A 14,989-nucleotide genomic window follows, 5' to 3' on the forward strand; every position below is an offset into this window, starting at 1 on the left:
CGTCGGGCGCGCGGCGGACCCGGCCGGTGACCGGCTCTTTTGTCACTCCCGTGAGCAATTGGCGGGGTCAAGTTCTACTTTCGAGGGGATTGCGAGGCATGTGACGGGCTGGTTAACTGTGGCCCCGCTACTCCTGAGTAGGACGATGGGGCGCGGGGCGGGTCCCGGTCGAGGGCGAAAACGGCGGCGCTCTGTATGTGCGGGACCACGGGGCGTCGACCCCCCGGGTTCGCGCGCCGCCGCGTTCCGGAAGGGACTCGGGTGAAAGGGGACGGGGAGCAGCCCGATCAGTTCTGTGGTCATTCTGTTTGAATTTCCGCCCGCCGGCGCCTTCCGGCCGCCGATGTCCGGCACAAAGCAAACCCCCTTCGACCGGGAAAGCACTTGATGTCGTCCACCGAGTACGTTCCTCTTTCGGCCGCTCAGCAGAGCGTCTGGTACGCGCAGCAGTTGGCTCCCGAAACGCCGATTCACATCGCGCAGTACATCGAGATCGAGGGCCCGCTCGACCACGAACTCTTCGACCGGATGGCGCGCATCGGCGCGCACGAGGTGCTGGCGCTCAACGTCCGGTTCACCGAGCGGGACGGGACGGTGCGGCAGGTCCTCGACCCGGGCGCGAGCGTCTCGATCCCGCTGGTGGACCTGTCCGGCGAGCCCGACCCGGACGCGGCGGCGCGGGAGTGGATGCGGCGGCGGATGGCCGAGCCGCTGCCGCTGGACGGCGAGCGGCTGCTCGTCACGGCCCTGCTGCGGCTCTCCCCGGACCTGCACCGGTGGTTCATCCGCGCGCACCACGCGATCCAGGACGGCCACAGCGGTCCGCTGATCATGCACCGGGCCGCCGAGGTGTACACCGCGCTGGCGAACGGCGGCGAGTACGTGCCGGCGGAACTCGGCGACTACCGCCGGGTCCTCGCCGAGGAGGAGGAGTACCGGGCGTCGGACAGGTTCGAGCGGGACCGCGCGTACTGGACGGAGCGGTTCGCCGACAAGCCGGTTGCGGTGAGCCTGACCGACGACATGGCCGCGCCCACCGCCGACTTCATCAGCCGCGTCGCCGTCGTCCCGCCGGAGGAGTCCGCCGCGCTCGCGTCCGGCGCCCGGCGGCTGCGCACCGCCACGCAGGGCCTCGCGATCGCGGCGACGGCCGCGTACGTGGCGCGGATGACCGGCACCGAGGACGTCATCCTCGGCCTCGCGGTCAGCGGCCGCACCACGCGGGTCGCCAAGGAGACGCCGGCGATGCTGTCGACGATCCTTCCGCTGCGCGTGCGCGTCAGCCCGGACATGACGGTGGACGAGCTGGTCCGCGCCGCGACGCGGGCGAGCGCGCGGGCGCTGCGCCACCAGCGCTACCGCCGCGAGGACCTGCTGCGCGACCTGAAGCTGCTCGGCGAGCGGCGCCGCCTGTACGGGCCGGTCATCAACATCATGGCGTTCGACTACCGGCTCGACTTCGCCGGGATGCCGGCGCGGATGCACGCCATGACGATCGGGCCGATCGACGACCTCGCGATCAACATCTACGACAACCTCGACGGCGCCGGGATCCGCGTCGACTTCGAGGCGCACCCCGACCTCTACACCGAGGACCAGGTCGCCGCGCACCACGAGCGGTACCTCCGGCTGCTGCGCACGCTCGGCGAGGTCGACCCGTCGACGCCGCTGCGGGACGTGGAACTGCTGGACGAGGCCGAGCGCGACCTGGTGCTGCACGAGTGGAACCGCGTCGCGCACCCGGTCGACCCGCGCACCGCACCGGAGATGTTCGAGGCGCAGGCCGCGCGGACGCCCGGCCGGACCGCCGTCATCGCCGGCGACGCCCGCCTCACCTACGCCGAGCTGAACGCGCGCGCGAACCGGCTGGCCCGGCACCTCATCGCGCGCGGCGTCGGAGCCGACGACTTCGTCGCGCTCGCCCATCCGCGCGACGAGGGCCTCGTCGTCGCCGCGCTGGCCGTGCTGAAGGCGGGCGCCGCCTACCTGCCGATCGACCTGACCTATCCGCCGGACCGCGTCGCCCACATGCTGGCCGACGCCGGCCCCGCCTGCGTCATCACCACCCGCTCCGCCGAACTGCCCGGCGGCACGCCCCGGGTCGAGCTGGACGCGCTCGCGCTCGACGGTCTCCCCGGGGAGAACGTGACCGACGCGGAGCGCGTCCGGCCGCTGCACCCGGGCAACCTCGCCTACATCATCTACACCTCGGGCTCGACGGGGCGCCCGAAGGGCGTCCCCATCTCGCACGAGAACTTCGCCGGCTTCCGCGCCCGGGCGATGGCGGCCTACGGGGCCGACCGGCTGCGCCGCGTGCTGTTCGCCACGTCGCTGAACTTCGACCTGTCGGTGTTCGAATGGCTGGTTCCGCTGACCGTCGGCGGCGAGATCGAGGTCGTCCGGGACCTGCTCGAGGTCGCCGAGCGCGGCGGCTGGTCGGGCTCGCTGATCGGCGGCGTGCCGTCGGCGGTGTCGGCGCTGCTGGGACGCGGCGACTTCCGGCTCGACGTGGAGGACATGGCGCTCGGCGGCGAGGCGCTGCCGCCGCGGCTGCTGAAGGACGTCCGGGCGCTGCTGCCCAACGCGCGGATCTCCAACATCTACGGCCCCACCGAGACGACGGTCGTCGTGACCGGCTGGTTCGACGACGGGAACCCCGACGCGGTCGCGCCCATCGGCGGGCCGCTGGCCAACACCCGGACGTACGTGCTGGACGAGCGGCTGCGGCCCGTCCCCGTCGGCGTCCCCGGCGAGCTGTACCTGGCCGGCGCCGGCCAGTCCCGCGGGTACCTGCACCGCCCGTCGCTGACCGCCGACCGGTTCGTGGCCTGCCCGTTCGGCGGGCCCGGCGAGCGGATGTACCGGACGGGCGACCTCGTTCGCTGGAACGGCGACGGGCACATCGAGTACCTCGGCCGCCTGGACCACCAGGTGAAGGTCCGCGGCTTCCGCATCGAGCTGGGCGAGATCGAGGCGGCGCTGGCGGCGCACCCCGGCGTGACGCAGAGCGTCGTCGTCGCGCGCCGCGACGCCGCGGGCGACACCGTCCTCGTCGGGTACGTGGTCGGCGCCGCGGGCGGCCCGGCCGAGCCCGCCGCCCTCCGCGAGTTCGTCGGGCGGACGCTGCCCGGCTACATGGTGCCGTCCGCGATCGTGGTGCTGGACGCGATGCCGCTCAACCCGGCCGGGAAGCTCGACCGGGCCGCGCTGCCCGAGCCCGACCTCGCCGCCGCGGAGTCCTCGCGGGGGCCGCGCGACGCCCGCGAGGAGATCCTCGCCGGGATCTTCGCCGACGTCCTCGGCGTGGACCGGGTCGGCGTCGACGACGGCTTCTTCGACCACGGCGGCGACTCGCTGAAGGCCACCCGCGTCGTCGCCCGCGCCCGCGCCGCGCTGAACGTGGAGCTGCCCGTCCGGGCGCTGTTCGAGACGCCGACCGTGGCGGGCCTCGCCGAGCGGATCGACGCGTCCGGGACCGGCGCCCGGCGCCCGGCGGTGCGGCCGGCGGAGCGGCCCGACCCGCTGCCGGTGTCGCACGCGCAGGAGCGCCTCTGGTTCCTCAACCGGCTCGAAGGCCCCACCGCCACCTACAACATGCCGATCCCGCTCCGGCTGACCGGCGTGCTCGACGTCGGCGCCATGCGCGCCGCGCTCCGCGACGTCGTGGCCCGGCACGAGTCGCTGCGCACCGTCTTCGGCGACGCCGACGGCGAACCGGTCCAGATCATCCTGGACCCGGCCGACGCCGACCCGCCGCTGACGATCGGCGACGCCGGCCCCGGCGACCTGTTCGGGACGCTGTTCGCCGACGCGACGCGCGGGTTCGACCTGGCGTCCGACCTGCCCGTCCGCGCGCACCTGTACCGGCTGGGCACGGACGGGGCGGGCACGGAGGAGACGGGCGCGGACGAGCATCTGCTGCTGCTCGTCCTGCACCACATCGCCGGCGACGGCTGGTCGCTGGCGCCGCTGGCCCGCGACGTCATCACCGCCTACCTGGCGCGCCGCGACGGCAAGGCGCCCGAGTGGGCGCCGCTGCCCGTCCAGTACGCCGACTACGCGCTCTGGCAGCGCGAGCTGCTCGGCTCCGAGGACGATCCGGACGGCCTCGCCGCCCGCCAGATCGCCTACTGGAAGGACGCCCTCGCCGGGCTTCCCGAACAGATCGCCCTGCCGCTGGACCGGCCGCGCCCCGACCGCGCCTCCTACCGGGGCGGGCGGGCCGCCTTCGAGGTCCCGGCGGACCTGGGCGAGGGGCTGCGCGCCGTCGCCCGCGACCACCAGGTCAGCGTGTTCATGGTGCTGCAGGCCGCGCTCGCCGCGCTGCTGACCCGGCTCGGCGCCGGGACCGACGTCCCGATCGGCTCGCCGATCGCGGGCCGCACCGACCAGGCCCTCGACGACCTGGTCGGCGTGTTCGTCAACACGCTCGTGCTGCGCACCGACACCTCCGGCGACCCGTCGTTCGCCGAACTCCTCGCGCGGGTCCGGGAGGCCGACCTCGGCGCCTACGCCCACCAGGACGTCCCGTTCGAGCGGCTCGTCGAGGTGCTGAACCCGGTCCGGTCGCTGGCCCGGCACCCGCTGTTCCAGGTCATGCTGACCCTGCAGAACAACCCCGAGCCGTCGGTCGAGCTGCCCGGCCTGAACGTCGCGGTCGAGCCGGTGGACCCGGGCGTCGCGAAGTTCGACCTGGAGTTCCTGCTGGAGGACGCCCCCGGCGGCGGCCTGACCGGCACCCTGGAGTATGCGCGGGACCTGTTCGACGCCGGCACCGCCGAGCGGCTCACCGGCTGGTACCTGCGCACCCTTGAGCAGGTGGCGGCCACCCGCGCCGCCGTCACCGTGGACGGCCTCGGCCTGCCCGGTGTCACCCTCGTCCAGGTCGCCGAGCCCGCCGAGGGCCCTGCGGTCAAGCGGCTCGTCGCCTACGTAGTGGCGGCGCCCGGCGCGACGGTCGACCCCGAGGGGCTGCGCGCCCACGTCCGCGCGCACCTGCCCGAGTCGATGGTGCCCGCCGCCGTCGTCGTGCTGGAGGAGATGCCGCTCACCCCGAACGGCAAGGTCGACACCAAGGCGCTGCCGAAGCCGGACCTCGCGCCCGCCGTCCCGTCCACCGCCTACCGCGCGCCGTCCGGGGAGCGGGAGGAGGCCGTCGCCGCCGTCTTCACCGACCTGCTGGGCCTCGACCGCGTCGGCGCCGACGACGACTTCTTCGCGCTCGGCGGGAACTCGCTGATCGCGATGCGGGTCGTCAGCCGGGTCCGCCGGATGCTGCACACGGAGCTGCCCGTCCGCGCGCTGTTCGAGGCGCCGACCGTCGCCGGGCTCGCCGCGCTGCTGGACGGCCGGGACGCCGCGCCCGAGCGCCCCGCGCTGGAGCCCCGCGAGCGGCCCGAGACCGTCCCGCCGTCGTACGCGCAGCAGCGGCAGTGGTTCCTCAACCGGTTCGAGGGCCCGTCCGCCACCTACAACATGCCGATCGCGCTGCGCATCCGCGGACCGCTCGACGTGGACGCGCTCCGCGCCGCCGTCGGCGACCTGGTGGAGCGGCACGAGACGCTGCGCACGGTCCTGCCCGACAGCGGGGGAGTGCCCCGCCAGCTGGTGCTGGACGCGGCCGCCGCGTGCCCGGAACTGGAGATCACCGGCACGACGGAGGCCGAGCTGCCGTCGCGGCTGGCGATGGCCGCCGGCTACGCCTTCGACATCTCCGCCGAGCCGCCGCTGCGCACGCACCTGTTCCGGCTCGCGCAGGACGAGCACGTCATGCTGCTGCTCCTGCAGCATGTCGGCGGCGACGGCTGGTCGATGGCGCCGCTCGCCCGCGACTTCATCACCGCCTACGCCGCGCGCGTGGGGGGCGCCGCGCCGGACTGGGCGCCGCTGCCCGTGCAGTACGCCGACTACACCCTCTGGCAGCAAGAGCTGTTCGGTTCCGAGGACGACCCCGAAAGCCTGATCTCAAAGCAGATCGCCTACTGGCGTGACGCGCTGGCGGGGCTTCCGGAGGAGCTGGAGCTGCCCACCGACCGGCCGCGTCCGGCGGAGGCGTCCTACCGGGGGGCGACGGCCCGCTTCCGGCTCGGCCCGGACGTGCACGCCGCGCTGCGCGAGCTGTCCCTCGCCACCGGCGCCAGCCCGTTCATGGTCGCCCAGGCCGCGTTCGCCGCGCTGCTGACCCGGCTCGGGGCGGGCACGGACGTGCCGATCGGGTCGCCGATCGCGGGCCGCACCGACGAGGCCCTCGACGATCTCGTCGGCATGTTCGTCAACATGCTGGTGTTCCGCACCGACACCTCCGGCGACCCGACGTTCCGCGAGCTGGTCGCGCGGGTGAAGGAGACCGACCTCGCCGCCTACGCCCACCAGGACGTCCCGTTCGAGCGGCTCGTCGAGGTCCTCAACCCGCCGCGGCACCTCGCCCGGCACCCGCTGTTCCAGGTCGGGCTGACGTTCCAGAACAACCCCGAGGCGCGGCTGGAGATGCCGAGGTTCAGCGCCGAGGTGGAGCCGCTGCACGCCGGGGTGTCCCGGTTCGACCTGCTGATGATCCTCACCGAGCGCGAGGACGGTCTCGACGGCGAGCTGGAGTACGCGCTCGACCTCTACGACCCGGCCACCGCGCAGCGGCTGGTCGCCCGCTTCGAGCGGCACCTGGCCGCGCTGCTCGCCGACCCCGACGCGCCCATCGGCGCCGCCGCCGTCCTCGACCCGGCCGAACGCGAACTGATCCTCGGCGACTGGGCCGGGGGCAAGGCGCCCGAAGCCGAGCGTGCGACGATTCCGGCGCTGTTCGAGGCGCAGGCGGCGGCGCGTCCGGGTGCGGTGGCGGTGTCGTTCGAGGGTGTGTCGCTGTCGTACGGCGCGGTGAACGCGCGGGCGAACCGGCTGGCGCGCCGCCTGGTCGAGCGGGGCGTCGGCCCCGAGCAGTTCGTGGCGTTGAAACTGCCGCGCTCGGCGGACCTGGTCGTGGCGATCCTGGCCGTGCTGAAGGCGGGCGCGGCCTACGTCCCGATGGATCCGGACTATCCGGAGGACCGGATCGCCTACATGGTCGAGGACGCCGAGCCCGTCCTGACCATCGGGCCGGACGATCTCGACGCGTCCGGCTACGACGATGCGAACCTGGACGTGGCGATCTCGCCGGACCATCCGGCGTACGTCATCTACACCTCGGGTTCGACCGGACGTCCCAAGGGCGTCGTGGTGCCGCACCAGAACGTCGTCCGCCTGCTGCGCTCCACGGAGCACTGGTTCGACTTCGGGCCCGACGACGTGTGGACGCTGTTCCACTCCTACGCGTTCGACTTCACCGTCTGGGAGCTGTGGGGCTCGCTCCTCTACGGCGGGCGTCTCGTCGTGGTGCCGTACCTGACGTCGCGTTCGCCGGACGAGTTCCTGAAGCTGCTGGCCGACGAGCGGGTGACCGTCCTGAACCAGACGCCGTCGGCGTTCTACCAGCTGATGGCGGCCGACAAGGCGAACCCGGGCACCGAGCTGGCGCTGCGGTACATCGTCTTCGGCGGCGAGGCCCTCGAACTGGGCCGCCTGGAGGACTGGTACGCGCGGCATCCGGAAGACGCGCCGACGCTCGTCAACATGTACGGGATCACCGAGACCACGGTGCACGTCTCGTACATCGCCTTGGACCGCGCCTACGCCGCGACCGCCCCCGGCAGCGTCGTCGGCGTCGGCATCCCTGACCTGCGTGTTTACGTTCTGGATGACCGTTTGCAGCCCGTCCCGCCGGGCGTCGTCGGGGAGTTGTACGTGGCGGGGCCGGGTCTGGCGCGCGGCTACCTCAACCGGTCCGGGCTGACCGCCGAGCGGTTCGTGGCCGACCCGCACGGCAAGCCCGGCACCCGCATGTACCGGACGGGCGACGTCGGGCGGTGGCTGAACGACGGCCGCCTCGAATACCTCGGCCGCAGCGACCAGCAGGTGCAGCTGCGCGGCTTCCGTATCGAGCCGGGTGAGATCGAGTCGGCGCTGACCAGGCACGAGGCGGTGGCGGACGCGGCCGTGGTCGTCCGCGACGACCGGCTCGTCGCCTACGTGGTCGTCTCCGCGCCGGTGGACTCGGCGGAGCTGCGCAAGTTCGCCGGAAGCGACCTGCCCGACCACATGGTCCCGGCCGTGGTCGTGGAGCTGGACGCGCTGCCGCTCACCGTCAACGGCAAGCTGGACCGCAAGGCGCTGCCCGCGCCGGACTTCTCGGCGAAGGCGTCGTCGCGCGCGCCGCGCACCGCCGAGGAGGAGGCGCTCGCGGGCCTGTTCCGGGAAGTGCTGAACCTGGAGCGGGTCGGGATCGACGACGGGTTCTTCGACCTCGGCGGCGACTCCATCATCGCGATCCAGCTCGTGTCCCGGGCCCGGCAGTCCGGGCTGGTCATCACGCCCCGCGACGTCTTCCAGCACCAGACCGTCGAGGAGCTGGCCGCGGTCGCGCGTCCGGTCGGCGAGGACGAGCGGGTCGAGACCGAGGCGCCCGGCGCGGGCGTCGGCCCGGCCCCCGTCACCCCGATCGTCGCGTGGCTGCGCGAGCGGGTCGGCGGCGACGCGTCGCTGATCGGCGGCTTCCACCAGTCGATGCTGCTGCGCACCCCGCCCGCGCTCGGCGCCGACCGGCTCGCCGCCGCGTTCCAGGCCGTCCTGGACCACCACGACGTCCTCCGGCTCCGCCTGGACGCCGACGGCGGCCAGTGGCGGCCGGTCGTGCGGCAGCCCGGCACGGTGGACGCCGCGGACCTGGTCACCCGGGTGGACATCGCGGGCCTCGACGCCGACAAGCGCGCCGTGGTCATCGGCGAGCAGGCCACCGCCGCCCGCGACCGCCTCGACCCCCTCGCCGGGACGACGGCGCAGCTCGTCTGGTTCGACGCGGGCCGCGACCAGGGCCGCCTCCTGGTCGTCCTGCACCACCTCGTCGTGGACGGCGTCACCTGGCGGATCCTGCTGCCCGACCTCGTCACCGCCTGGGCGGGCGGCACGCTCGACCCGGTCCCGACCTCGTTCCGGCGGTGGGCGCAGCGGCTCACCGCCACCGCCGCCGACCGCGAGGACGAGCTGGAGGACTGGCTCGACATCGTGGACGGCCCGCCGCAGCGGCTCGCCCCGCGCGCCCTGGACCCGCGCGTCGACATCGCCGCCCGCACCCGGTCGCTGACCGTCGAGCTGCCCGCCGACGTCACCGGCCCGCTGCTCACCGACGTTCCCGCCGCGTACCACGGCCGCGCCAACGACGTCCTGCTCACCGGCCTCGCGCTCGCCGTTGCGCAGTGGCGCCGCCACCACGGTGCGGGACGCGGCACCGACGTGCTCATCGATCTCGAAGGCCACGGCCGCGAGGACGTCGTGCCCGGCGTCGACCTCTCCCGGACGGCCGGCTGGTTCACCTCGATCCATCCCGTCCGCCTCGACACCGGCGCCGTCGACTGGGCGGCGGTCCGTGACGGCGGCGCCCCCGTCGGCACCGCCATCAAGAAGGTGAAGGAGCAGCTGCGGGCCGTCCCGGACGGGGGCATCGGCTACGGCCTGCTGCGCTACGGGGGCGGCGAGGCCGCAGAAGAGCTCGCCGAGCCGCCCGCCGCGCCGATCGCGTTCAACTACCTCGGCCGCGTCGCGCCCGGCGACGGGGACGGCGACTGGACGCTCGCGCCGGAGGACACCCCCGCCGGCGAGGACCCGCGGATGCCGGTCGCGCACGTCCTGGAGATCAACGCGATCACCCGCGACCTGGCCGGGGGCCCGGTGCTGTCGGCGACGTGGACGTGGCCCGGCGGGCTGCTGGAGGAGGCCGCCGTCCGGGAGCTGGCCGACGGCTGGTTCACCGCGCTGCGCGGCCTCGCCGCGCACGTCGCCGCCGCCGGCGATGACGGCGCCGCCGGCGGGTTCACCCCGTCCGACCTGCTCGTGGACCTGGATCAGAGCGAGATCGACAAGCTGCAGAGCGCCTGGAGGAAGCAGACGTGAACCGGGGGGACCTCGAGGACATCCTGCCGCTGTCTCCCTTGCAGCAGGGCTTCTTCTTCCACGCGCTGTTCGACGCGGGCGACGGCGCCGGCGGCAGTTCCGGCGACGGCGCCGCCGATGACGCCGACGGCAGGGACGTCTACACCGCGCAGCTCGTCCTCGACCTCGACGGGCCGCTCGACGCCGGGGCGCTGCGGACGGCCGCCGAGACGCTGCTGCGCAGGCACTCCAACCTGCGCGCGGCGTTCTGGCACGAGGACCTGTCGCGGCCCGTCCAGGTCGTCCCGCGCACCGTCGAGCTGCCGTGGGAGGAGATCGGCGCGGCGGACGCCGCCGAGGCCGACGCGATCGTGGCGCGGGAGCGGGCGCGCGGCTTCGACATGACCGCGCCGCCGCTGCTGCGCTTCGTCCTCGTCCGGACGGGGCCGGCGCGGCACCGCCTGATCCTCACCAACCACCACATCCTGCTGGACGGCTGGTCCACGCCGATCCTGGCGACCGAGCTGTTCATGCTGTACGTGCAGGGCGGCCACGACACCGGCTTCCCGCGCGTCACCCCGTACAAGAACTACCTGGCGTGGCTGGCGAAGCAGGACCGCGCCGCCGCCGAGGAGGCCTGGCGCCGCGCCCTCGAAGGGGTGGAGGAGCCGAGCCTCGTCGCGCCGGCGGCCGCCGCCCGCGCGCCGCGCCCGCCGGAACGCACCATCGCCGAGTTGGACGAGCGCACGACCCGGCGCCTGTCCCGGGCGGCCCGCCGGCACGGCGTCACGCTCAGCACCGTCCTGCAGGGCGCGTGGGGCCTGGTCCTCGGCCGGTTCCTCGGCAGCGGAGACGTGGTGTTCGGCGCGACCGTCTCCGGCCGCCCGCCGGAGCTGCCCGGCATCGAGCAGATGATCGGCCTGTTCATCAACACGCTGCCGATCCGCGTCCGGCACCGCCCGGACGAGTCCCTCGCGGCGCTGATGGAGCGGCTCCAGGAGGAGCAGACGGCGCTGCTGGCCCACCACCACCTCGGCCTCACCGACATCCAGCGGGTCGCGGGCCACGGCGGCGCGCTGTTCGACACGATGACGGTGCTGGAGAACTACCCGTTCGACCCGGCCATGCTGGACGGCTCGCTGAACGGCGTCCGCATCGCCTCCGCCGACTCCTACGACGCGACCCACTTCCCGCTGTCGTTCGTCGCCGTGCCGGACGACCGGCTGTCGCTGCGGCTGCACTACCGGCCCGACGTGTTCGAGCACGACGTCGTCGAGGCGCTGCTGGCCCGCGTCCGCCGCTTCCTCGAAGCGTTCGCGGAGGACTCGTCCCAGCTCATCGGCTCCGTCGGTCTGGCGAGCGACGAGGAGCGCGAGGCCCTGGCGCGGTGGAACGACACGTCCGCCGACGTCCCGGCCGGCACGCTGCCCGCGCTGTTCGAGGCCCAGGCCGCGCGCACGCCCGGCGACACCGCGCTGGTGTGCGGCGACGCGTCCCTCACCTACGCCGAGCTGAACGAGCGCGCCAACCGGCTCGCGCACGAGCTGATCGCCCGCGGCATCGGCGCCGAGGACCGCGTCGCGATCGTCCTGCCGCGCACCCCGCAGATCGTCGTGGCGATCCTGGGCGTGCTGAAGGCGGGCGCCGCGTACGTCCCGATCGACCCCGAATATCCGGCCGACCGCATCGCCTACATGCTGGACGACTGCCGTCCCGCCCTCACCATCACCGCCGACGACTTCCCGCAGGGCGCCGGACGTCCCGCGCACGACCCGGCCGACGCGGAGCGGGTCCGGCCGCTGCGCTCTGGCAACGCCGCCTACGTCATCTACACCTCGGGCTCTACAGGACGCCCGAAGGGCGTGACGATCCCGCACACCGGCGTCCTGAACTACTACGAGGCGCACCGGGACGCGTTCATCGACCCGGCGGTCGAGGCGGCCGGCGGGCGCCGGATGCGGTTCGCGCACCTCGCGTCGTTCTCGTTCGACACCTCCTGGCACGGCCTGCTGTGGATGATGCACGGCCACGAGCTGCACCTCATCGACGACGCCACGCGCCGCGACGTCGAGGCGTACACCGCGTACGTGGCGCGCGCGCGGATCGACCTGGTCAACACCACGCCGTCGCACTTCGCCTCGCTCCGCGAAGCGGGCCTGCTCAGCGACGACGGCCGCCACCTGCCCACGCACCTGCTCCTCGGCGGCGAGGCCTTCAGCGACGGCCTCTGGGCGGAACTGCGCGAGATCCCCGGCGTGACCACCCGGAACCTCTACGGGCCCACCGAGTCGACCATCGACACGATGAACCAGGTCGCCGCGCGGGCCGAGCGCGTCTCGATCGGCGCGCCGCACCGCAACACCCGCGCCTACGTGCTGGACGCCGCGCTCCAGCCCGTCCCGACCGGCGTCCCCGGCGAGCTGTACCTCGCGGGCGCGCAGCTCGCGCGCGGCTACTTCGGGCGGCCGTCGCTGTCGGCGGAGCGGTTCGTCGCCGACCCGTTCGGCGCCCCCGGCGACCGCATGTACCGGACCGGCGACCTCGCCCGGTGGCTGCCGGACGGCACGGTCGAGTACCTCGGCCGCGCCGACGACCAGGTCAAGATCCGCGGCTTCCGGGTCGAGCCCGGCGAGATCGAGAGCGTCGTCGCCGGGTTCGACGGCGTCGGCCAGGCCGCCGTCGTGGTCCGCGAGGACCGTCCCGGCGACAAGCGGCTCGCCGCCTACGTCGTGCCCGCGGCCCACCCGGCGACCCTCGACGCCGCCGCGCTGCGGCGGTTCGCGGCCGAGCGGCTGCCCGACTACATGGTCCCCGCGTTCACCGTGCTGGACGCGCTGCCGCTGACCGTCAACGGGAAACTGGACCGCTCCGCGCTGCCCGCGCCCGGCGCCCCGGCCGGCGCGTCCGCCGGCCGCGCGCCGCGCTCGCCGCGGGAGGAGATCCTGTGCGGGCTGTTCGCGGAGATCCTCGGCGTGCCGCACGTCGGCGCCGGCGACGGGTTCTTCGACCTCGGCGGCGACTCGCTCACCGCGACCCGCCTGGTCAGCAGGATCCGCACCGCGCTGGGCGCCGAGCTGCCCCTCCGGGCGCTGTTCGAGGCCCCGACCCCCGCCGGGCTCGCCGGACGGCTCGCCGAGGCGGGCGGGGAGGTGCGCCCGCCGCTGGCGCGCGCCGAACGCCCCGAGGTCGTGCCGCTGTCGTACGCGCAGCAGCGGCTGTGGTTCCTCAACCGGTTCGAGGGCGCGTCCGCGACCTTCAACATGCCGGTCGCGCTGCGCCTGGACGGCGCCCTGGACCTGGACGCGCTCCGCGCCGCCCTCGCCGACGTCGCCGAACGGCACGAGTCGCTGCGGACGATCTTCCCGGACGGGTCCGGCAGCGCCCGCCAGCTCGTGCTGGACCCGGCCGCCGCCCGGCCCCGCCTCGACGTCACCGCGACCGGGGAGGCCGCGCTGCCGGCGGAGCTCGCCGCCGAGGTCGGCCGGGGCTTCGACCTGTCGGTGGAGCCGCCGCTGCGGGCCCGGCTGTTCGCGCTCGACGGCGGCGGCCACGTCCTGATGATGGTGCTGCACCACATCGCGGCGGACGGCTGGTCCATGGCGCCGCTGGCCCGCGACGTGATCACCGCCTACGCGGCCCGCGCGGAGGGCCGCACGCCGCAGTGGGCGCCGCTGCCGGTGCAGTACGCCGACTACACCCTCTGGCAGCGCGAGCTGTTCGGTTCCGAGGACGACCCGGAGAGCCTGATCTCCAAGCAGATCGCCTACTGGCGTGACGCGCTGGCGGGGCTTCCGGAGGAGCTGGAGCTGCCCACCGACCGGCCGCGTCCGGCGGAGGCGTCCTACCGGGGCGGCACGCACACCTTCGAACTCGACGCCGAGCTGCACGCGGGGCTGCTGCGCCTCGCGCGCGAGAGCGGCGCGAGCCTGTTCATGGTCATGCAGGCCGCCTACGCCGCGCTGCTGACCCGCCTCGGCGCGGGCACGGACGTGCCGATCGGGTCGCCGATCGCGGGCCGCACCGACGAGGCCCTGGACGACCTCGTCGGCATGTTCGTCAACATGCTCGTCCTGCGCACCGACACCTCCGGCGACCCCTCGTTCCGCGAGCTGATCTCCCGGGCCAAGGAGACCGACCTCGCCGCCTACGCCCACCAGGACCTGCCGTTCGAGCGGCTGGTCGAGGTGCTGAACCCGGCGCGGTCGATGGCCCGGCACCCGCTGTTCCAGGTCGTGCTGTCGTTCCAGAACAACCCCGAGGCGCGGCTGGAGCTGGACGGGCTGACCGGCGGCGCCGAGCCCCTGACCGCCGGGGCCGCCAAGTACGACCTGTCCCTCTACCTGGAGGAACGGCACGGCGACGACGGTGCGCCCGCCGGGATCGAGGCCGGCCTCGAATACGCCCTCGACCTGTTCGACACCGGCACGGCCGTCGCGACCGCCGGACGGTTCGAGCGGCTCGTCCGCGACCTCGTCGCCGACCCCGACGCGCCGATCGGCACCGCCGAGATCCTGGAACGTTCGGAACGCCGCACCATCCTGCGCAAATGGGCGGGCGGCAAGGCGCCGGAGGCCGAGCGGTCGACGATTCCGGCGCTGTTCGAGGCGCAGGCGGCGGCGCGTCCGGATGCGGTGGCGGTGTCGTTCGAGGGTGTGTCGCTGTCGTACGGCGAGGTGAACGCGCGGGCGAACCGGCTGGCGCGCCGCCTGGTCGAGCAGGGCGTCGGACCCGAGCAGTTCGTGGCGCTCGCTCTGCCGCGTTCGGCCGACCTGGTCGTGGCGATCCTCGCCGTGCTGAAGGCCGGGGCCGCGTACGTCCCGATCGACCCGGCGTATCCGGAGGACCGGATCGCGTACATGGTCCAGGACGCCGAGCCCGTCCTGACCCTGCGCCCGGACGACCTGGACGCGTCCGGCTACGACGACGCGAACCTGGACGTGGCGATCTCCCCGGAGAACCCGGCGTACGTCATCTACACCTCGGGTTCGACCGGACGTCCCAAGGGCGTCGTGGTGCCGCACCAGAACGTCGTCCG

Annotated in this window: 2 protein-coding genes; both read left to right on the forward strand. The window is 74.2% G+C overall.

What is annotated here, in order from left to right; all coding sequences use genetic code 11:
* Nucleotides 1-387: 387 nt before the first annotated feature.
* Nucleotides 388-9,975, forward strand: coding sequence for an amino acid adenylation domain-containing protein (locus tag ABD296_RS37655; protein ID WP_344278896.1), 9,588 nt, complete (start codon nt 388-390; stop codon nt 9,973-9,975).
* On the forward strand, nt 9,972-14,989 hold a 5,018-nt coding region (locus ABD296_RS37660; protein ID WP_344278899.1), incomplete at its 3' end, for an amino acid adenylation domain-containing protein. The genes ABD296_RS37655 and ABD296_RS37660, both read left to right, overlap by 4 nt.

The organism is Actinomadura napierensis (assembly GCF_039529375.1).
GTDB lineage: Bacteria > Actinomycetota > Actinomycetes > Streptosporangiales > Streptosporangiaceae > Spirillospora > Spirillospora napierensis.

Coding starts and splice junctions, on each gene's coding strand:
- ABD296_RS37655 (WP_344278896.1), top strand. CDS start 388: ATGTCGTCCACCGAGTACGTTCCTCTTTCGGCCGCTCAGCAGAGCGTC.